The 18224-nt window shown below is 63.2% G+C and carries 20 protein-coding genes; 2 read left to right on the top strand and 18 right to left on the bottom strand.

Going from position 1 to position 18224, the window contains the following annotated elements; genetic code table 11:
* Nucleotides 1-73: 73 nt before the first annotated feature.
* The 11 genes from CCX87_RS07650 to CCX87_RS07600 all read right to left on the bottom strand — a co-directional run bounded on the left by CCX87_RS07650 (nt 74) and on the right by CCX87_RS07600 (nt 9112).
* Nucleotides 74-1162 carry a DUF932 domain-containing protein gene (locus tag CCX87_RS07650; RefSeq protein ID WP_087745195.1) on the bottom strand — a complete coding sequence of 363 codons (1089 nt, stop codon included), beginning with the start codon at nt 1160-1162 and terminating at the stop codon, nt 74-76.
* A gap of 179 nt (nt 1163-1341) precedes the next feature.
* Nucleotides 1342-1935, bottom strand: coding sequence for a RadC family protein (gene radC, locus CCX87_RS07645; protein WP_087745193.1), 594 nt, complete (start codon nt 1933-1935; stop codon nt 1342-1344).
* 87 nt (nt 1936-2022) lie between these two features.
* A complete protein-coding gene (locus CCX87_RS07640) occupies nt 2023-2463 on the bottom strand; it encodes a DUF3577 domain-containing protein (RefSeq protein ID WP_087745191.1) in 441 nt (146 codons plus the stop codon).
* Between the two features lie 121 nt (nt 2464-2584).
* Nucleotides 2585-2974, bottom strand: a complete 390-nt coding sequence (locus CCX87_RS07635) for a hypothetical protein (protein WP_143218332.1) — start codon at nt 2972-2974, stop codon at nt 2585-2587.
* Nucleotides 2971-3834: a PFL_4669 family integrating conjugative element protein gene (locus CCX87_RS07630; RefSeq protein ID WP_157667112.1), complete on the bottom strand. Its 864-nt coding sequence runs from the start codon at nt 3832-3834 to the stop codon at nt 2971-2973. Before CCX87_RS07630 ends, CCX87_RS07635 begins: the two co-directional genes overlap by 4 nt.
* Before the next feature lie 57 nt (nt 3835-3891).
* Nucleotides 3892-5316 (bottom strand): hypothetical protein, encoded by a 1425-nt coding sequence (locus CCX87_RS07625; RefSeq protein WP_087745185.1) that lies wholly within the window; start codon nt 5314-5316, stop codon nt 3892-3894.
* Between the two features lie 18 nt (nt 5317-5334).
* The gene (locus CCX87_RS07620) at nt 5335-5709 is read right to left on the bottom strand and encodes a hypothetical protein (RefSeq protein ID WP_087745183.1); all 375 of its coding nucleotides are present in this window, start codon (nt 5707-5709) and stop codon (nt 5335-5337) included.
* Entirely contained in the window at nt 5706-6248 is a 543-nt protein-coding gene (locus tag CCX87_RS07615) for an STY4526/YPO1902 family pathogenicity island replication protein (protein ID WP_157667111.1), read from the bottom strand. The genes CCX87_RS07620 and CCX87_RS07615 overlap by 4 nt, the downstream gene beginning before the upstream one ends.
* Nucleotides 6248-7618 carry a ParB family protein gene (locus CCX87_RS07610; protein WP_087745179.1) on the bottom strand — a complete coding sequence of 457 codons (1371 nt, stop codon included), beginning with the start codon at nt 7616-7618 and terminating at the stop codon, nt 6248-6250. Before CCX87_RS07610 ends, CCX87_RS07615 begins: the two co-directional genes overlap by 1 nt.
* Nucleotides 7615-8460: a ParA family protein gene (locus tag CCX87_RS07605; RefSeq protein WP_087745177.1), complete on the bottom strand. Its 846-nt coding sequence runs from the start codon at nt 8458-8460 to the stop codon at nt 7615-7617. Before CCX87_RS07605 ends, CCX87_RS07610 begins: the two co-directional genes overlap by 4 nt.
* Nucleotides 8461-8521: 61 nt before the next feature.
* Nucleotides 8522-9112, bottom strand: coding sequence for an RNA polymerase sigma factor (locus CCX87_RS07600; protein ID WP_157667110.1), 591 nt, complete (start codon nt 9110-9112; stop codon nt 8522-8524).
* Nucleotides 9113-9467: 355 nt separating this feature from the next.
* Between CCX87_RS07600 and CCX87_RS07595 the strand changes: the two genes are divergently transcribed.
* Nucleotides 9468-9938, top strand: a complete 471-nt coding sequence (locus CCX87_RS07595; RefSeq protein ID WP_232476504.1) for a helix-turn-helix transcriptional regulator — start codon at nt 9468-9470, stop codon at nt 9936-9938.
* Between the two features lie 108 nt (nt 9939-10046).
* Here CCX87_RS07595 and CCX87_RS07590 read toward each other — a convergent pair whose 3' ends face one another.
* The 5 genes from CCX87_RS07590 to guaB all read right to left on the bottom strand — a co-directional run bounded on the left by CCX87_RS07590 (nt 10047) and on the right by guaB (nt 16660).
* Nucleotides 10047-10979 carry a reverse transcriptase family protein gene (locus CCX87_RS07590; RefSeq protein ID WP_087745173.1) on the bottom strand — a complete coding sequence of 311 codons (933 nt, stop codon included), beginning with the start codon at nt 10977-10979 and terminating at the stop codon, nt 10047-10049.
* A 9-nt stretch (nt 10980-10988) separates the two neighbouring features.
* The gene (locus tag CCX87_RS07585) at nt 10989-11279 is read right to left on the bottom strand and encodes a helix-turn-helix domain-containing protein (protein ID WP_087745170.1); all 291 of its coding nucleotides are present in this window, start codon (nt 11277-11279) and stop codon (nt 10989-10991) included.
* A 664-nt stretch (nt 11280-11943) separates the two neighbouring features.
* The gene (locus tag CCX87_RS07580; RefSeq protein WP_087745168.1) at nt 11944-13203 is read right to left on the bottom strand and encodes a tyrosine-type recombinase/integrase; all 1260 of its coding nucleotides are present in this window, start codon (nt 13201-13203) and stop codon (nt 11944-11946) included.
* 296 nt (nt 13204-13499) lie between these two features.
* A complete protein-coding gene (gene guaA / locus CCX87_RS07575; RefSeq protein WP_087745166.1) occupies nt 13500-15113 on the bottom strand; it encodes a glutamine-hydrolyzing GMP synthase in 1614 nt (537 codons plus the stop codon).
* A gap of 77 nt (nt 15114-15190) precedes the next feature.
* Nucleotides 15191-16660 (bottom strand): IMP dehydrogenase, encoded by a 1470-nt coding sequence (gene guaB, locus CCX87_RS07570; protein WP_087745163.1) that lies wholly within the window; start codon nt 16658-16660, stop codon nt 15191-15193.
* 108 nt (nt 16661-16768) lie between these two features.
* Here guaB and CCX87_RS07565 point away from each other — a divergent pair, with 108 nt between their 5' ends.
* The gene (locus CCX87_RS07565; protein WP_087745161.1) at nt 16769-17287 is read left to right on the top strand and encodes a DUF4124 domain-containing protein; all 519 of its coding nucleotides are present in this window, start codon (nt 16769-16771) and stop codon (nt 17285-17287) included.
* A gap of 42 nt (nt 17288-17329) precedes the next feature.
* Here the strand turns inward: CCX87_RS07565 and CCX87_RS07560 are convergent, their stop codons facing one another.
* Together CCX87_RS07560 and CCX87_RS07555 are read right to left on the bottom strand one after the other, a co-directional pair.
* On the bottom strand, nt 17330-17677 hold the full coding sequence (locus tag CCX87_RS07560; RefSeq protein ID WP_087745159.1) for an RnfH family protein: 348 nt from the start codon (nt 17675-17677) through the stop codon (nt 17330-17332).
* On the bottom strand, nt 17670-18110 hold the full coding sequence (locus CCX87_RS07555; protein ID WP_087745157.1) for a type II toxin-antitoxin system RatA family toxin: 441 nt from the start codon (nt 18108-18110) through the stop codon (nt 17670-17672). Before CCX87_RS07555 ends, CCX87_RS07560 begins: the two co-directional genes overlap by 8 nt.
* Nucleotides 18111-18224 lie beyond the last annotated feature (114 nt).

The raw sequence follows: 18224 nt of genomic DNA, 5'->3' as shown, positions 1-18224 counted from the left end.
GCCGGGCGAGGGGGAGGAAATCGATCGAGGGCAGGCGCCGGGCAACACCGTCTTGGACGGTGCTCCCGGCGTTTCATGCAGCGTGGGCCAGGCCCTTCCACTCGGTTGGAGCCAGCTCGATGAGCTTGCCCCCCAACGCCTCGAACTCGGTGGCTCGGTCGTAATCCTCGACGTCCTGCGAGTAGTGCGTGACGGCGTTGACCAGCCCGTACCCTGACAAATCGCCTTCGATGATGAGATGCCGCAGAACACCGGCACGCTCGGTGTCGTTGAGCGTGTAGCGGTTGGCCAGCACCTCGACTGTCTTCACGGGATCGCCGGTCAGGCGAATGTCACGGGTCTTCTGCAGCTTCATGGCGACCTGGCGGAAAGTGGCTTCCGAGACGGCCGCTTCAACCACGTCGCGCACCTTCAGGAAAAAGGCCCGATCATCCGCGGCCAGGGTGTCATCCCTGAACACGGTGACCGACTCCTCCTCTGACGACAGGGAGCGCCCGACATGGGTCTTGCGCAACGCATGGTCCGACGCGATCAGCCCGTTCTTGCACACCAGCCTGTAGATGAGCGGCTGCACCGACAAAGTGCCGCAACCCACTTCAGAGTTGGTGATGACGATGCCGGCTTGCACGATGTCGCCAGGGGCGACTTCGAACTCGACACGCGGCGTGATCACCTTCAGGTACATCTTCGTGTCGGTCAGTTCGACCGACTCGAAGCGAGCACCCGCCAGTCGCTGCAGGATGGGCAGGACGTTTTCAGCGAGGTCGAAGTTGTCCAGTCGCCGGTAGCGATCGGACAGCACCGCCCTCACCTGACCATCGAGCGTGCGGATCATCCGGCGGTCGCCTTCAGTCTGCAGCCAGGTGTTGACGTTGCGGTCGAGCAAGTCCGGCTGGCCTGCGCGCATGCGCTCGAAGTAGGTGAACGGAATCTTCAGCTTGTCGGCGAGTTGGCGTCGCGCGAGGCTGGTGATGCCGTATTCGCCGCCGCCCTTGATGCCACCGCTCGCGAGGTGGTTCCCGGCATCGACGATCAGTTTCAGGTTGCCGCCCTCATCGGTACGGCACTGCAACAAGGACGAGGGAAGGACCAGGTCCTGCTTGGTGGCGATCTGGCGCTCCAGTTCTTGTGCCAGGTCGACGAGGGTACGTCCGCTTTTCATGGTGATGACTCCAATGGAAATGCGGAGACGGCTGTCCCCAGGCCGGGGATGCACATCCCCGCTGGGGTAACGAAAACCGGACCGAAGGATTTCGATCCGGACATGGGACGCGACAGGTGTCGCGTCAACTCATCGGGCGCTCAGCCAAGGACGGGCCTTGGATGTCGCACCACGAATGCCTACAGCAAACCGCGCTCTGCGAACGACACGACGCCGTTGCCGGCGACGATGAAGTGGTCGAGTACACGGGCGTCGATCAGAGCCAATGCCTCACGCAACGTTCGCGTCAGAAACTCGTCGGCCCGGCTGGGCTCGGCGACGCCGGACGGATGGTTATGCGCAAGGATCACAGCCGCGGCGTTGTGTGCCAGAGCGCGCTTGACGACTTCGCGTGGGTACACGCTGGTCTGGGTCAAGGTGCCCCGGAACATCTCTTCCGAAGCGATGACCCGGTTCTGCGCGTCCAGGAACAGCACCATGAAGACCTCGTGGTCTCGCTTGGCCAACGTGACGCGCAGGAAGGTTCGAACTTCAGCGGGTGAGGCCAGCACATCCTTGTGCGCGATGGCCTCGACCAAGGAACGACGGACCAACTCGGCGGCTGCCTTCAGCTTCGAGGCGACCCGGGGCTGTGCGTACTCGACCGGCAACGGCTCGTGCAGCAACTGGGACAGGCTGCCACTGGAATCCCTCAACAGATGGACTGCATGGCGAGGGCCGACCAACACGCCAAGCAAGTCGGTATCTGACAACGATTCGATCTTCGGACACATGGAACTCTCCTCATCAAGAAATCGGAGAGCTCCGCCCCTTGGGGAGAAGACTCCCCAAGGGATGGAACGACGACGAACGTCGCGCGGTCAGAACGGAACGCTGTCGCGCTCCAAGGGCCGGGCGGGCTGCGGCACATCGATGGACTCGCCGTTGACCTTGGCGAACTTGATGCGCAGCAGACGCCCCTTGATGGCGACGCCAGGGTGCCCCTTCCTTTCACCCTTTCCGAAGGTGAACATTTCGGGGTAGATGTCAGCGATCCTGAAACCGATGATCACGGCCTTGTCGGCCATGACATCAGCTTCCAACCGCTTGACGACTTCCTGGGCGTCAGCACCGCTGACACGGCAGTCGAACTTCGTGTAGCTGACATCACTGTCGCTGCCACGGAGGGCGGCGACGGTGCAGGCCAGGAACTCCTGACCTTTCTTCGGCTTGATCGTGCGAACACGATTGAGATAGCCGACGCCTTCAACGTGCAGATTGAAGAAGGACGACGGGCTGCTGGCTTGAGATGACTCGGACATGATGGCCTCCTATGGACATGGAACACATGGAAAAGGAGAGACCACCCCCAGTGCGGGGATGGGACTCCCCGACTGGGTTGAAGCGACTGACAACATCTCCGAGCCTTGCGGCTCCCGGTTTTCAGGAGATCTGACCGGATTCGGGCGATGCGTGACGCGCATCAAACGGGCTGACACAGCCAACGAGAGACTCGGTTCGGCGCGACGCCGAAGCGTGCGTCCAATCGAAGCTGATGTGGAATGCTGAACCCGGAATCGGGTGCGATGCAACTGCAATGAAAAGTCGATCCAGCACACCTCCGACGCCGGTGGCGCGCAAGGTCAGAACGATTAGCGGATGGCCATCGTCGGCCCTGCCGATGCGCCTGGTTTCGATGCTGTAGCCATGAAACGCAGTGCGGTCTGCGCCCCGCTGCCAGGCGTCGCAGATCGACTGGCGCGCGACGGCACCGAGCATCCGCAGCTCGGGCCTGCTGGGCTGGTATCCGACCGACGCTGGTGTGCTGGTCACAGCAGCTGTCCCGTAGGCGGGGTCGCTGGCTCGGGCTGCGCGGCGATGCTCAGCGACGCCTGCCTCAGCAGCCGCAGCTCGGCTGCGGTGGGTGTGATCCGTCGCTGCGAATGTCTCGGCGCGTCGTCGCCGGTGAAGACCGCACGCGGCACCTCACCAAACAGCGTCACCGCAATGTGCATCCGCTGCCGCGCCAGGTCATCGGCGCCGGGAAGGAAGTCGCTCCGGCTCAAGGGCAGCATTTCCTCGCGTAACAGGAGGCGCTCCCAGCGGATCGGCTCCAGGAACAGCGCGCGCAGACCACGTCCGACTTCGCGGATGGCTGCACGACCATCACCGTCGCTGAGACGGTCTTTAAGTACCAGCGTCTTGACCATCCGCACGTGGTAGTCGAATTCCACGATCGCCTCCGCGGTGGCGTACCCGTACGGACTGCGAAAACCCAATGCGACGGTGGCCGGGCTGCGTGAGCTCAGCACCGACAGGCTGAGCCCCTTGCGGCGCAGCCCTTCGAATTCGGCCTCGCGCACGCAGATGGCCTGCGCCATCTGCGCCCGGATGGTGACGAGCGACTGGTACACGCGGATCAGGATCCAGTCGGCATATGGGTTGTCATTGGCCGACAGGTACCAGATCGATTTGAGTACGGCGGCGAACCGCCGGCCGCCCGGAATGGCGGGCGCCTTGGTCTGCGAATCGGCAGCCCGTCCCGTGAACATCCGGAAGGCGTCCTGGGTGTGCAGCGTCATGACGTCGGGCGTCTCGTCCGCCAGTTGGCCCAAAGTGGTCGCCGTCGACAATGCGAGCGGCGTGGGTAGCGTCGGTAAGCTGGGCAATGAAGCAGTGTCTGGCGTAGGCATGGAGATCTCCTTGAGTTGGGATGAAATGCGGCTGATCGATGGGACGGCGGGTTTCATTCATCGCGGCCGGCCCGGGCCCATGCGCTGCTTCATGTCCTCGAGCAACCTGCTGATCTTTTCGCGCTGGGCACGGGTCCTGGCCTGGTACTCGGGCGTGGCACGCTCGGCCTCCAGCCGCCGTTCCTCGATCTCGCGCTCACGGCGCTGTTCAGCGGCCTTCTGACGCTGTCGGCGCTCAGCTGCGATGCGAGGGGCGAGTTCCGGCACGAAGCTGCCGGCGGCGGCTCGGTTGATGAGGCCGCGCAGATAGGCCACCGGGCTGCTGCGCACACCATTGGTCTGCAGCCGCCCGGCCAGTTCGTCGAGGAGCACCTGGGCCTGTTCGCCGCTCTGGCGCAGCAGCAGGCGGGCCGCAGCACACTCATCCGGCAGCATCCGGTCAGGAAAGATCAGGTCACCACCACCGGCCGTCAGGCTTGGCGCATTCGCTTCGCGCGACGTGCTTTGTGGTTGTTGTACTGATTCACATGTACTGTGTTCAATTAGAGGAGTGGCGCTTTCGTCGACACAGTGATGGCGGATTGGGTGAATCAGGGATGGCGGTTTCGGCGAGGCAACGATGTGGGGATGCCACAGGCTTGATTCGCCCTTCTGTGCAAGGCTGACTGTGGCGTCCACGCAGACTTGCCTTGCTTCCCGAGCGGCGCCAAACGCGGTCGCTTGCGCACCATCCGTCAGCAACGACAGCAGGCAGTCCAGCCGGACACGAGCAACCAGGCTGGGCGGTATGCCCCGCAGTGTTTCTTCCCAGACGCCTGCGCGGCCCAGGTCGCGACGGGCCGTCTCCTGTTCGCGGCGAGTCAGCCCGATTTCCTCGGACCACCGAGCGGCGGAGTTGCAGACCCAGGCATCGAGCTGGCGTCGGTGTTGCAGCCGCGTGAGGTACAGCGCCCGCGACAGCATGAGCCCGGCATGCACGCCGCCGGCGATGCCCGCCAGCGCGCGGTGGTAGGCCACCGACGGCCCCAGCATCTCGGCCACCATCACCATGTCATTCCAGTCGGCAGTGCGCGGATCGACAGCGATCCGTTCGGCGAGGAGGCTGCCCAACTGCTCCGTGTTGAGTCGGAAGTGCAGGCGGGCAGGAATCCCAAGGAGACGTTCATCGACCAGGTCGAGCACCTTCAGCGCACCCCTTGCACTGCTCTGCTCCTTGGCCGACAAGCCGGTTTCCCAGGACCACTGCTCGGTGGTCTTGTGGAACCACCCGCCGTTGCGGGCGATGTCCCTTCCACGACGCGTCCAGTAGATCGACTGCGACAGCAGCAACGCCGCCTTGACGTTGTCGGTCAGGTCGACCAGACGCCGGTGAAACGCGATATGGCGCCCGAGCAGCGACCAGATGACGGACAGCGGCGCGGTACGGTTGGATGGCTCCCATGCCGACGGGTCGAACGAAGCGTTGCCCGGTTGATCAGCCACGGCCAGCCCCCTCCATCGTCACCGTCCCCCTCGGTCGACGCTCGCCTGGAGGGCGTGCAAGAGAACGTCGGCACACACCCGAAACCAGAGCTTTGCCGGCATGCCCAGGCGTCGCTCTTCCAGCAGACCGGCCCGCCGCAGAGCACGCCTTGCCGTCTCCTGTTCCCAGCGCGACAGGCCGGTCTCCTGCGTCCATTGCTCCTGTGACCGCATGAACCAACCGCCCGCCGAGGGCTCAAGTGCCTGGCTGGTCCAGATGGCCTGAGACAGCATCAGTGCCGGCGTCACGCCGCCGGCCACCGGCACGAGGCAACGATGGAAGCTGACCGGAATGTCGAAGACCTCCAGCAGCAGCTCGGTGGTGATGCCGCGGGATTCGATGCGTGCGTTCATGCGTCCGCCTCGAAATCGCGGATGACCACCTCCAACACGGCGATCGGCAGGTGCGTGAAGGCCTGGTGCAACTGGTAGTAGCGGATGCGCGGCGCCGGGTCGCCGATCGTTCGCCAGACCTGATAGATGCGTTCGCGCGTGGCGTAATCCGGCAGAGGCACACGCCCTGAAGGCCGGCGAACGTCGAGATCTCGGCGGAACTTCAAGGTGAGCTTGCGGCGAATCTTGAAGAGCGCGCTCATCAGCTGGGTCGACGCGCCGTGGCGGATGAAATACGCCTCCAGCGCCTTGGCCTCCTTCACGAGGGCGACAGTGCGCAAGCCGGCCTGCAAAGCCTCCCCATCCAGGGCGATGCCGATGGTCAGCGTGCGCATGGCTGCCAGCCGATTGAGATCGAGCGCAGACAGTTGACGCAGGCGATCGAGCTGCTCGTTGGCAATGCCGACGGCATCCAGTTCGTCGGGCCTCGCGTCTGCCAGGCGCAGGGTGACGTGGTTGAGCAGAACGAGGCGAACCTGCGTGTCGTGAAGCGGAAGCATCAAGCCTCCCCCCGGGTCAGCGCTGCGTTGCCTCCGGCATCTGGTCCGCCGGTCGGACGATGCGTCCGCCTGAGGCATGCCAGCACCTCCCAGAACGCTGTGGCCGATGCATCGGCCGGGTCGACCAGCCAGAGCAGGAAGGTCTGATCGAGAGATACAGAAGCAAGCGCCTCGCTGTCGACCTGGCCACTGACACCTGCGAGCAGCCCCCAAGCACGTTGCCGCGCCGGTGCTGCTGCGCCAGGATCTGGAATCGGAGCGAGCCGGAAGCCGGCGGACGACATTGGCGCCGGCTGAACACAGTCGCTGAGACCCACGACATCGGCGAAGGCGCGCGCGCGCCGCAGCAGATCGTCGCGTTCAGGCGGCGGGGCATCGGCGTGCACAGTGGGCGCCACCGTTTCGACGATGGATGGCGTGGCCGTCGCCTCGGTCCGATGTGCAGGAGGCTCACCCTGCCCTCCACGCGCCGATGCCGGGCGGAGTCCTTCGCGCAGCGTATCGACTGGTTCGCCAAGGTACGCGGCCATTGCCGCTTCGCACGCCTCGCAGGTGGCGGCGACGCTGAACTCGCCGGTATGCGGGTACTTGTCGGCGATGCGCCTGAATACGGGCTCGAAGACCGTGTCGTACAGCGCATCCTCGGACGATGACTGCCTGGCCAGTGCGTACCGCTTGATCGCGTTGAGCCTGGGCTGCAGGGTCTTGACGTCCAGACCAGCCAGGCCGGCCACGGCCTCACCGAGGGTACGGAGCCGTTCAGTGGCAAACAGATACAGCCCGAGCGTCGCCGTGTTGACCGCGAGACCAAGGGCATGGAGTGCATCCTCCAGCGGGCGCAGGGTCAGCAGCCGTCCCTGCTCTGTTTCCAGTCGGTGCTTGAGCGCCACGATGCCGGTGGCCTTGTCCCAGAAGCTCATCTCACCGCGCTGCTCGTTTTCGATGAGGTGGGCGGTGAGGACGTGGCTCTCCGACTTCCATGGCCGAAACAGCACCACGAGCTGGCGGAATCGAGGGTCCCGCGTCTCTGACCACAGTTGCTGCAGCGCAAGCAGCCTGGTGTTGCCACCGGCTTCGACGATGAAGTGAGACTCCCCTGGTCGTTGCGTCACCGTCAACGGCGACCTCAGTCCGCCGGTGCGGATCGACTCCTTGATGTCGTCGAACTTGACGTTCGCCGATCGGCGCGGGTTGTTCTCGTAAGGCCGGATGTCATCGACCGTCAGCTCGATCTGGTGTTCGAACTGATCGTGGGACGCGCGCGCATCGGCAACACCTGGGAGGTCACGCGCGTTGTTGCCCGGGTTGCCCACCTGCAGAGACTGCGCCACGAGCCGGCGGCGCTCATCGACGGAAACCTTGTGGCTCATGACGACGGCTCCTCCACTTGAGGCTCGTCGGCGAGTACGCCCTGCAGGCTTGGGATGAGTTCCCACGCGAGTTGGTGCATGACGGTGCTGGCACTCGGCATCACGCCATCGCGGCGGCGTTCATGGCGATGCACCGGTATGCGCAGCGTCGCGGCTTCCTTGTAGGCCTTGGCATGCGGCACCACGGTGTCGAGCACCGACACCCGACCCTTCAGACGGATGAAGTCTTCACGGATCCCGCTGGCGATCAAGCGGGCATCCGAGGTGCGGTCCTGTCGATAGATCACCGCCTTGACCGGCCCCAGCGTGGCGCCGAGCGCACTGCCAGGCTCCAGTCTGTCGAGCAACTCCATCGTGCCGTCCTTGAACTCGCGCGCCGACAGGATTTCCGGGGTGATCGGCGAGACGAGGATGTCGGCAGCCATGACGGCGGCGTCCTGCAACGGACCGATCGCGCCTTGCGTGTCGATCAGCACGCAGTCGTAGTGGCCAGCCACCGCCGGCGATTGCAGCGCGAAGCGAAGGCGAAATCCGCGGTCGATGCGGTTGAGCAGCCAGTTGGGCAGATGACCCTCCGGGTCATCCGAGACCACGATGTGCAGGTTCGGAAACACGGTCGGCGTGATGCACGCGGCCGTCACCTGGCCACGGACGATGACCTCGGTCAACCCGGCCGCCGGCTGCGGCGCTGCCAGGGGAAAGTACTTCGACAGCGACGGCTGGACATCCGCGTCGATCAGCAGGACGCGCAGGCCCATGTCGGCCAGCAGCGCCCCCAGATTGGCGGTGAGCGTCGTCTTGCCGACACCCCCTTTGGTACTGGTGATGGTGAACTTGATCATCGATTCCGCGCCTATTCAGGTCCCTGATCAGGCTTACGGAATCGCCTCGAAAAGTGTCGGCTCAGCCCTTCAAATAGCCTCCAAGCCCATGATCCGCAAAGACCTTGCGGATCCGCTTGATCTCTTCGTAGAGGGTGCCGCGCGGTATTCGGAGCTGCTCGGCAGCCTCTTTGACCGACAGACCTTCCGCGCCGAGCATCGCGCACAAGCGCTGCTGGGCTGGCGTCAACCGCGCCATGGCACGCAGAAGATCCATGCGCAAGTGGTGGCGGTGGGTTTCGCCCATCTCGCCCGCCTGCGTGGACTCGGACGCGTCCAGCGACTCGGCCAGCGTCATGCCGTCCTCGGCGCCGTCGACCGTGGCGTCGAGTGAGACCGCACCCAGGTCACCGGCACGCTTTTCCGCGCCCTGCTCGCGCATCAAGTCGGTGAGCTTGTGGCGCACGACCTGCGCCATGTAGCCCACAGGTGGCTTGTCCGGGTCGGGTACCAGCTTCCTGCGTACCCCGATCCAGTGCAGCAGGCAGTCCTGGACCAGGTCGTCGAACTCTTCGCGCCCGAGGGTCCGTGATCGCCTTCGGAATTCACCCACCACTTTTTTCGCGACTGCAATTTCCCACTTGTCGAGACCATCCCCAGGCTTGAGCGCCATTTCGTTCCCCATCGGTTGCCGATGGGGTGAAAAGCGAACTCAGGGCGGGAATACTGAATAGGTAAATTGCAGCTATATCAACAACTTAGAGGGGACATGGCATCCGGTGCCGACACTTTCCGGCCAGATTCCGTAACCGAACACTTGAGGGCTATCGATAGATGCCGAAGGCCGGCGACCCATGGCGAACTACGCCGTCACGGTCGGCCAGAGGGCCCTCGCGGGGCCGCGGGACGCCATTGCGATGGCGGCCACGCGGGATCGAAACGGTGTGTAGAGGTCGAGCGGCAGCCTCGCCAAGGGCGGCGCGATGCCGGAGTGCCAGGTGGCGCATCGACCGAGTGCGGGGGTCAGGATGAAACGAGCGAACGAGTGCGTCGATCAGGCGCCGACGGCGGCCAGCACCACGAGCACGGTGGCGGACGCCGATGCCGATCTGAAAATGCACGGCTCGGAGCGGGCCAGGCATGCCCGCGAAGCCATCCGGGCGCGCCAGCCCAGAGGGTCGTTCGACGCCAGGGCGATCCGGGAGTTGACCCAGGCAGCGCTGACCGATCCGGCTCAGTTGCGACGCACGATCCGCCGCAGCGAGCTACGCCAGATCGTGCCGCTGGCCGACTCGACGATCTACGAGTTGGAACGACGCGGGGATTTTCCCCAGCGCTTCTTCCTCACGGCACGCTGCGTCGTATGGGACCTGGCCGAGGTCGAGGCCTGGCTCCGGAGCCGTCGGCAGTCAGGCGGTGCTGACGCTGTGAAAAAGGCGCCGATGCCGGATTTCCGGAAGAGGCAGAGCCTGCATGCCGTGGCGAAAGGCAAGCCGTGACCGCTCCATCGCTGTAGTTGTAGCGGTAGCCCGGCAATTGGCCATGGCACCAGTTTTCGAGAGCCGCCGACGGACGGGAGGGCCCGACCGCTAGATGACTGGAGGGGCTTAGGTCAGGGCAGCCTCGGCGATAGCTGCGGCCCGCACTCGACGAAGGCGCAACAGTCGTCGTAGGAAGCGAGATTCAATCTGTCCGGCTGCTACCGCCGAACCGATCAGGCTGTTCACGGCCACGATCCGTTCTTGGGGTTGAAAGCCCCCCAGCGCCTGAATGTTCTTCCAGAGATCGAACTCCTTGCTGGGCAAGACGGCGATGCGGTTGCCTTCCAACATCACCCCAGTCACGAGCTTTCGGTCTCCAGCCGCGAAGCAGCGATCTTTGTGGTGTGCAAATCCATGGCGGTGCACCACCTGCTTTGCTGCCCAAAGGAAGGCTGGCGTCGCCCCGTGTCCGGACCACGTGAGGTCATCAACGTAGCAACTGTCACGTAGGCCTGCGCTTTCGGCGAGGGCGTGCAGTTCATCGAAAAGGGGCTTCGCCGCGAAGAACGCCAGCAACTGGCTGACGCAACTTCCCGTGGGGACATGGTTCTCGAATGTGCATAGACGCGTCAGCAGTGCAGCTACATCAGGGCTACAACGCATAGTGCCAGTGAAGAACCTTGAAACCCGCGCGCCATCAACTGACGGGTAGAACTTCTTCAGGTCCAGCTTTACAAGCGGAACAGCGCCAACATGGACCTTCGCATTTGAAATGTACGAACGTCCTCGAACGCCGGAGTGGAGGTAGTCAGGCTTCTCGATTCGCTCAAGCAGATTGAAGAGGCGACGATGGATTCGCTCCAGAACGACCTTCGGAACTTCGACTTGGCGGTCCTTGTCACCCTGCTTTATCGTGAAGACACGGAAGTTGCCTTCATTGGCTGCGAGGCGCTCCAGGAACGGCAAGTCGACGTTGAAAACATCCTGTGCCAACCGCTTGCGGCTGGCGATCTTGTACAGGGGGCACTGGTCCAGCGCGTAGGTCTTGCGAGTGGCCAAACGTGTTCCTCAGACGGCGTCTTTGGCCGCCATCCAGTCCAACATCTTGACGACCTTGCCGGCAATCGCCGTGCGAACTTTCTCGCGGGCACCGCCTTCCACCTGCTCAGCAAAGAAGAGCAACGACGATAGGGGCATGCCAAACGTATCCGCGTACTTTTGCAGCAACTCCAGCGTCACCTGCTTCTTGCCGCTCTCGATTTCCGAGAGGTAGGACTTCGAAATTTGCAGTCGATCTGCCAAAGTCGTCTGGTTCATGTCGTGAAACACACGCACCAAACGAAGCGCCTCGTGTTGCATCTATTTGCCCCGTGATCCAAACATAAAAAGGCCAGAGGTCATCTCGGAATCGGTGCCAGATGCTCCAGATGTACAGCAGAGCCTTACCAGCCCCGATGACACCCTTCAGCACCACGCGATGGCGGAAAAACCACCCCCGCAGACTCTTCTTCTCCGATGCCGGCCGACGGCTTGAACGCTTACGAATTTCAGGCATTTGATGCCTCCTTCTTCAAAACGACCCTGCACCATGCAGAGCCTCTCGTCAGTTCTGAAGAAAGTGAGAGAACGTCGGCTGTTTGCACCTCTGGGCCCCTAACCGGTCCCGGTACTCGTCCGGGACCGGCTTCGCTGCAACCACCCGGACCACCGCGTACCGGCGACCGCGTGACCGCAGAGAACATCAGAGCCTTTCGGCCCCGCGAGATGCGTTCCCACATCCCCACGATTAACGAGTGCTCTCTTTAGCCCAAGCACCCGAATTATAGGAAATGTCAGTCAAGAAAGCAAGAACTTTGTTCGCTCATGGCGAACTACGACCAGTCAATCGGTTGCGACAACTTTGCATTTGAACGAGCCATCGTCGGGGTCAGTCTGTCGGCCATACATGAATCAGGCGCATGCAATCCACCCTAAGTATGGGTGGTCAGGCGAGACCGCTGGATGCGGCCGGGGTACCGTTGCTTCATATCGGCGCCGACGTCGTGACCGCCTTCATCGTCGGCGGCAACAAGGTCGGCGTGTGCGCCTCCCCCGCCACCCACGCGTCGATCATGTCGGCCCACTCCTGCAACAGGTGGCGCCGCTGCTCACCGTACTCGGCCTTGTTGTAGACACCGCGCGACGACCGACCGTCCTCGTGGGCCAGGCACTTCTCGATCCAGTCGCTGTTGAAGCCCAGTTCGTTGAGGATGGTGGAGCCCGTGCGCCGCAGGTCATGCACGGTGAACGACTCCAGAGGCAGGCGCGACTCTTTGGCCTTCGCCACGACGACCTGGGTCACACGGTTGAGGGTCGCCTTTGACATGCAGCGATCGGCGTCATAGCGCGAGGGCAGCAGGAACCGCGAGCCACCAGCACAGGTGCGAAGTGCCACCATGATGTCCAGCGCCTGCTGCGACAGGTAGACGTTGTGGGGCTTGCCCGCCTTCATGCGGCTCTTCGGGATCGTCCAGACTGCGTTCGCGAAGTCAATCTCGTTCCAGGTGGCCTCGATGAGCTCGCTCTTGCGCACGAGCGTGAGCAGAACCAGGCGTAGCGCCAGGCGAATGGTCGGCAGCGTCGCCGTGGTGTCGAGCACGCGGTGCATGACTCGGATCTCGGACGGCGACAGCGCTCGATCCTTGGCCACGAACGTCGCAATCGAAGAGGGGCCGACTTCGTCTGCGGGGTTCGGTGCCTTGTCGCCATGCAGTGCGGCGAAACTGAACACTTGCTTGACGATGTCGCGCACGTGCACAGCTGTGGCCGGGGCGCCGCGCTCCTTGACCTTTGCGCACAGGTTGCGCAAGTCTTCGGGGCCGATCTCCGCCAGCAGCCGACTGCGGAACGCCGGCATGATGTCCCGGTCGATGATGCTCTTGCGCATCGACTTGGTGCTGTCGGCCATCCTGGCCTCTTCCAGCCAGCGGTTGGTGAACTGCTCGAAGGTCTTGGCCTCGGCCATGCGACGCTTCTCGCGCTGCTTTTCCTGGCTGGGCGACTGACCTTCGGCGATAGCACGCCGCGCCTCCATGCAGCGCTCCCGCGCCATCAGCAGCGAGATGCCGTCCTTGGCACCGTAGCGGCCCACCGTGAGCGTCTCGCGCCGGCCATTGAGGCGGTAGTCCAGCCGAAACGTGATCGTGCCCTTGGGAGAGACCGTCACGTACATCCCGTCCCGGTCGGCCACCTTGTAGGCCGTGGCCTCTGGCTTGAGGCCTCTCAACGTCCCATCTGACAGCATCGTCGCACCTCCATTCGTGCGAATTTTACCGTCAAGAGAAAACGAGCGCTACAAACGACTTAAGTCGTTGTTTTTATTGCGTTTTTCTACTGAATTTTTACCGTCAATGACCGTTCGGGCCTGACGGTAAAAAATCTGCGAGGCGCAGGTCTCTATTTTTTACCGTCGGATTTACCGTCAGACTGGAGTGCATCCCCCCGATAGATGTCGATAGTCCTCGACAGACTTTTTCTATACGGGACAAGCACTTAGCATCACTTTTCGATAGATCTTGATAGACTCCGAAAGACGGCGAATCATTCCCACTCAATCGTCGCTGGCGGCTTGCTGCTCACGTCATACGTCACGCGGTTGATGCCGCGCACTTCGTTGATGATGCGGCCCGACACTTTCTTGAGCAATGCGTAGGGCAGCTCCGCCCAGTCAGCTGTCATGAAATCGCTGGTCTGCACGGCACGCAGGGCGACCACGTAGTCGTAGGTGCGGCCATCGCCCATCACGCCTACGCTCTTGACGGGCAGAAAGACGGTGAAAGCCTGGCTGGTGAGGTCGTACCAGGTCTTGCCGGTGGCGCCGTCGGTGAAGTTGCGCAGCTCTTCGATGAAGATCGCGTCGGCGCGGCGCAGCAAGTCGGCGTATTCCTTCTTCACTTCACCCAGGATGCGCACACCCAGGCCGGGGCCGGGGAAGGGGTGGCGGTAGACCATTTCGGGCGGCAGGCCCAGGGCCACGCCGAGTTCACGCACTTCGTCCTTGAACAGGTCGCGCAGGGGTTCCAGCAGCTTCAGACCCAGCTGCTCGGGCAATCCGCCCACGTTGTGGTGGCTCTTGATGGTGACGGCCTTTTTGCTCTTGGCGCCGCCGGATTCAATGACGTCGGGGTAGATGGTGCCCTGGGCCAGCCACTTGGCACCCTTCGCTCCGTCGCCCTTGAGCTTGGCGGCCTCGGCCTTGAACACATCGACAAACAGGCCCCCGATGATCTTGCGCTTTTGCTCAGGCTCGCTCACACCCGCCAGCTTGCCCAGGAAGAGATCGCTGGCATCCACCCGGATCACCTTGGCGTGCAGCTTGCCGACGAACATGTCCATGACCATGTCGCCTTCGTTCAGGCGCAGCAGGCCGTGGTCCACGAACACGCAGGTGAGCTGGTCGCCGATGGCGCGGTGGATCAGCGCCGCGGCCACGGACGAATCCACACCGCCCGAGAGGCCCAGAATCACTTCTTCATCGCCCACCTGCTGGCGGATCTGCTCCACGGCTTCGGCGATGTGGTCGCGCATGACCCAGTCGGGGCGGGTAGCGCAGATCCCGAGCACGAAGCGATCGAGCAGCGCCCTGCCCTGCACGGTGTGCGTGACTTCAGGGTGGAACTGCACGGCATAGAAGCGGCGCGCCTCGTCGGCCATGCCGGCGATGGGGCAGCTATCGGTGCTGGCCATGAGCTTGAAGCCCGGGGGCAACTCAGTGACCTTGTCGCCGTGGCTCATCCACACGTTGAGCATGCCGTGGCCTTCAGGCGTGGTGAAGTCGGCAATGTCCTTGAGCAGCGCGGTGTGGCCACGGGCGCGCACGGCCGCAAAGCCGAACTCGCGCTTGTGGCCGGTTTCCACCTTGCCGCCCAGCTGCTGCGCCATGGTCTGCATGCCGTAGCAGATACCCAGCACCGGCAGGCCCAGCTCGAACACGGCCTGCGGCGCCCGGTCGGTGGTGTCTTCGGTCACGCTGGCGTGGCTGCCCGACAGGATGATGCCCTTGAGCGAGCCATCCTTGGCGTAGTCACGCACCCATTCGTCGGTCACGTCGCAGGGGTGCACTTCGCAGTACACATTGGCTTCACGCACGCGGCGGGCGATGAGCTGGGTGACTTGCGAGCCGAAGTCGAGGATGAGGATTTTCTGGTGTTGCATGGCGATTTTTAATGAAATCGGCCTCTAGCGCTTATAAAATAAGCGCCAGCAGCTATCAAAACAGTAGCGTTTTGTAATCAGTCAGCGCGGTAGTTCGGCGCTTCCTTGGTGATCTGCACGTCGTGCACGTGGCTTTCACGGATGCCTGCGGTGGTGATCTCGACGAACTCGGCCTTGTTGTTCATGTCCTCGATCGTGGCGCAGCCGCAATAGCCCATGGCGGCACGCACACCGCCCGCCATCTGGAACACGATGGAAACCATCGAACCCTTGTAGGGAACGCGGCCTTCGATGCCTTCGGGTACCAGCTTGTCGGCATTAGGGTTGCCCGTGGTCGATTCCTGAAAATAACGGTCGGCACTGCCTTGCTGCATGGCGCCGATGGAGCCCATACCGCGATAGCTCTTGTAGCTGCGGCCCTGGAACAAGATTACTTCGCCAGGCGCCTCTTCGGTGCCGGCAAACATGCCGCCCATCATGATGGTGCTGGCCCCGGCAGCCAGGGCCTTGGCGATGTCCCCGCTAAAACGCACGCCGCCGTCAGCAATCAGCGGCACACCGGTGCCGCGAAGCGCCGTGGCCACGTTGTCGATGGCCATGATCTGGGGCACGCCCACACCGGCAACGATGCGCGTGGTGCAGATCGAGCCCGGACCAATGCCCACTTTCACGGCATCGGCACCGGCTTCGACCAGCGCCAGCGCAGCCGCACCGGTGGCGATGTTGCCGCCAATCACATCCACCTGCGGGTAGTTTTGCTTGACCCAGCGCACGCGCTCGATCACGCCCCTGCTGTGGCCGTGCGCCGTATCCACCACGATGGCGTCCACACCGGCTTTCACCAGGGCTTCGACGCGTTCTTCGGTGCCCTCGCCCACACCCACTGCAGCCCCCACGCGCAGGCGGCCCGAGGCATCGCGCGCGGCATTGGGAAAGCTGGTCTGCTTGGTGATGTCCTTGACCGTGATCAGGCCCTTGAGCACAAAGTCGTCGTTGATGACCAGCAGCCGCTCGAGCTTGTATTTGTTGAGCAGCGCCTTGGCCTCACTGGCCGTGGCCCCCTCCTTGACCGTGATGAGCTTTTCACGGGGCGTCATGATCTGGTGCACCTTGACGTCGTAGCGGGTTTCAAAGCGCAGATCGCGGCTGGTGACGATACCCACCACCTTGCCACCATCGCACACCGGAAAGCCCGAGATACCCAGTTGCTCCGACAGTTCCAGCACCTGCAGCACGGTGTGCTCGGGGGTGATGACAACAGGATCGCGCACCACGCCCGACTCGTAGCGCTTGACCTTGGCCACGTGAGCGGCCTGCTCCTGGGGCGTGAGGTTCTTGTGCACGATGCCGATGCCGCCCTCCTGGGCGATGGCGATGGCCAGCCGCGCCTCTGTCACGGTGTCCATGGCGGCGGACACCAGCGGCAGGTTCAGCTGGATGTTGCGGGAGAGTTTCGTCGCGAGGGACGTGTCCTTGGGCAGGACCTGGGAGTACGCTGGCACCAGCAACACATCGTCGAAGGTGAGCGCTTTTCCAAGAAGGCGCATGAGAAAGCTCCAAAAGACAGATTGTACCCGCGCGGCCTGTGGCGAAAACGCTGCCACGGAAATCAAGTAAACTGGCGACTGCTCAGAGCCACGGCTAAACTTGCTGCCATGAAAATATACAAGCTTGTGCTGCTGGCCTTTGCCTGTGCTTGGTCAATGGGCGCGTCGGCCCAATGGCAATGGATCGACAAGGATGGCCGCAAGGTATTCAGCGACCGCGCGCCGCCTTTGGACATCCCGGACAAGAGCATCCTGAAACAGCCGGGAGGTAACCCGGGGGCGCGCGCCGATCAAAAACCGGCTCTGGCTACGGCGGCCGCCGCCGAAGCTGCCGCCGCCGCATCCACCCCCAAAGTCCCAGCCCCTGGCAAGGACAAGGAACTCGAAGAGAAAAAGGCACAGGCAGAGGCTGCAGAAGCGGCCAAGAAAAAGGCCGAAGAGGAAAAACTCGCCAAGGCCAAGGCAGACAACTGCGCCCGCGCTCGCCAGGCCAAGGCCACATTTGAGTCTGGACGCCTCATCACACATACCAATGCCCAGGGCGAACGCGTTTTCCTTGATGAAGCCACCCGCAACGCGGAATCGAAACGCGTTGACGGCATTATGGCGAGCGATTGCGCACGGTAATTAAGGGATGACGGCGCAGCCATCGCCGCTGTTGCCCGGACCTCAATAGCCCGATTTACCGCCAGGGCGCTGGCGCGCAAACAGACCGGTGGTGCGTGCGCCCTGGCGTGCAAAGCGCTCGCGCCGGGCCACCTTGGGGTCCACCTTGAGGGGGCGATACACCTCTACCCGGTCCCCCGGTGCGAGTGTGCAATCCAGTGCCACCTGGCGCCCCCATATGCCGACAACGGCACAAGTCTCCCCTTGCGGCAGCAGCGACGTCACCTCGCAGGCCTTCAGCGCTTCAGCCACCGTGGCGCCTGCAGGCAGGTGCAGCGTCCACTCGCCAATGCTGCGCGGCGCTGTGCAAACAACCACCGTGATTTGCAGCGCGCCGCCTTCGTCACCCATAGACCTGCTCCGCGCGCTTGACAAACGCATCGACCATGCTGGCGGCGATGCGGTCAAAGATGGGGCCCACCAAGGCCGCCAGCGCAGCGCTTTCAAACCCGTAGTTGAGCAACAGCTCGACCTTGCACGCGCGCTGGCTGCCATCCGCCACGGCATGAAAATGCCAGTCGCCCTCCAGGCGGGAAAACGGGCCCTTGATCAGGTGCATCTGCACGCGCCGGCCCTCTTCATGGGTGTTGCGGGTCACAAAGGTCTGCCGCAGCCCCGCCATCGCGATGCCGACCTCGGCGGTCATGCCTGCATCATCGCGCTCCAGCACGGCCGCATGGTCGCACCAGGGCAGGAACTGGGGGTAGTGCTCCACCCCCGTCACGAGGGCAAACATTTCTTCGGGGCTGTACCAGATGAGGACGGATTTGTGGACGGTTTTCATGCAGACGCTGCTTCGATGCAACTGGCCCATTGAATCGGCCAGGGCATCCGGAGGAAATTAGAATCGCTCTTGCGCGACCCAACCATTGTAGGGAGGCCTTTTATCTCCCCGTTT

This window comes from Acidovorax sp. T1 (genome assembly GCF_002176815.1).
Classification (GTDB): domain Bacteria; phylum Pseudomonadota; class Gammaproteobacteria; order Burkholderiales; family Burkholderiaceae_C; genus Acidovorax.
This window is presented reverse-complemented; position numbering and strand designations above follow the sequence as displayed.

Excerpts from the sequence above, each read along its gene's own strand:
- CCX87_RS07650 (WP_087745195.1), bottom strand. The coding sequence starts at position 1,162 with ATGAAAAGCGGACGTACCCTCGTCGACCTGGCACAAGAACTGGAGCGC.
- radC (WP_087745193.1), bottom strand. The coding sequence starts at position 1,935 with ATGTGTCCGAAGATCGAATCGTTGTCAGATACCGACTTGCTTGGCGTG.
- CCX87_RS07640 (WP_087745191.1), bottom strand. The coding sequence starts at position 2,463 with ATGTCCGAGTCATCTCAAGCCAGCAGCCCGTCGTCCTTCTTCAATCTG.
- CCX87_RS07630 (WP_157667112.1), bottom strand. The coding sequence starts at position 3,834 with ATGCCTACGCCAGACACTGCTTCATTGCCCAGCTTACCGACGCTACCC.
- CCX87_RS07620 (WP_087745183.1), bottom strand. The coding sequence starts at position 5,709 with ATGAACGCACGCATCGAATCCCGCGGCATCACCACCGAGCTGCTGCTG.
- CCX87_RS07615 (WP_157667111.1), bottom strand. The coding sequence starts at position 6,248 with ATGCTTCCGCTTCACGACACGCAGGTTCGCCTCGTTCTGCTCAACCAC.
- CCX87_RS07610 (WP_087745179.1), bottom strand. The coding sequence starts at position 7,618 with ATGAGCCACAAGGTTTCCGTCGATGAGCGCCGCCGGCTCGTGGCGCAG.
- CCX87_RS07605 (WP_087745177.1), bottom strand. The coding sequence starts at position 8,460 with ATGATCAAGTTCACCATCACCAGTACCAAAGGGGGTGTCGGCAAGACG.
- CCX87_RS07600 (WP_157667110.1), bottom strand. The coding sequence starts at position 9,112 with ATGGCGCTCAAGCCTGGGGATGGTCTCGACAAGTGGGAAATTGCAGTC.
- CCX87_RS07595 (WP_232476504.1), top strand. The coding sequence starts at position 9,468 with ATGAAACGAGCGAACGAGTGCGTCGATCAGGCGCCGACGGCGGCCAGC.
- CCX87_RS07585 (WP_087745170.1), bottom strand. The coding sequence starts at position 11,279 with ATGCAACACGAGGCGCTTCGTTTGGTGCGTGTGTTTCACGACATGAAC.
- CCX87_RS07580 (WP_087745168.1), bottom strand. The coding sequence starts at position 13,203 with ATGCTGTCAGATGGGACGTTGAGAGGCCTCAAGCCAGAGGCCACGGCC.
- guaA (WP_087745166.1), bottom strand. The coding sequence starts at position 15,113 with ATGCAACACCAGAAAATCCTCATCCTCGACTTCGGCTCGCAAGTCACC.
- guaB (WP_087745163.1), bottom strand. The coding sequence starts at position 16,660 with ATGCGCCTTCTTGGAAAAGCGCTCACCTTCGACGATGTGTTGCTGGTG.
- CCX87_RS07565 (WP_087745161.1), top strand. The coding sequence starts at position 16,769 with ATGAAAATATACAAGCTTGTGCTGCTGGCCTTTGCCTGTGCTTGGTCA.
- CCX87_RS07560 (WP_087745159.1), bottom strand. The coding sequence starts at position 17,677 with ATGGGTGACGAAGGCGGCGCGCTGCAAATCACGGTGGTTGTTTGCACA.
- CCX87_RS07555 (WP_087745157.1), bottom strand. The coding sequence starts at position 18,110 with ATGAAAACCGTCCACAAATCCGTCCTCATCTGGTACAGCCCCGAAGAA.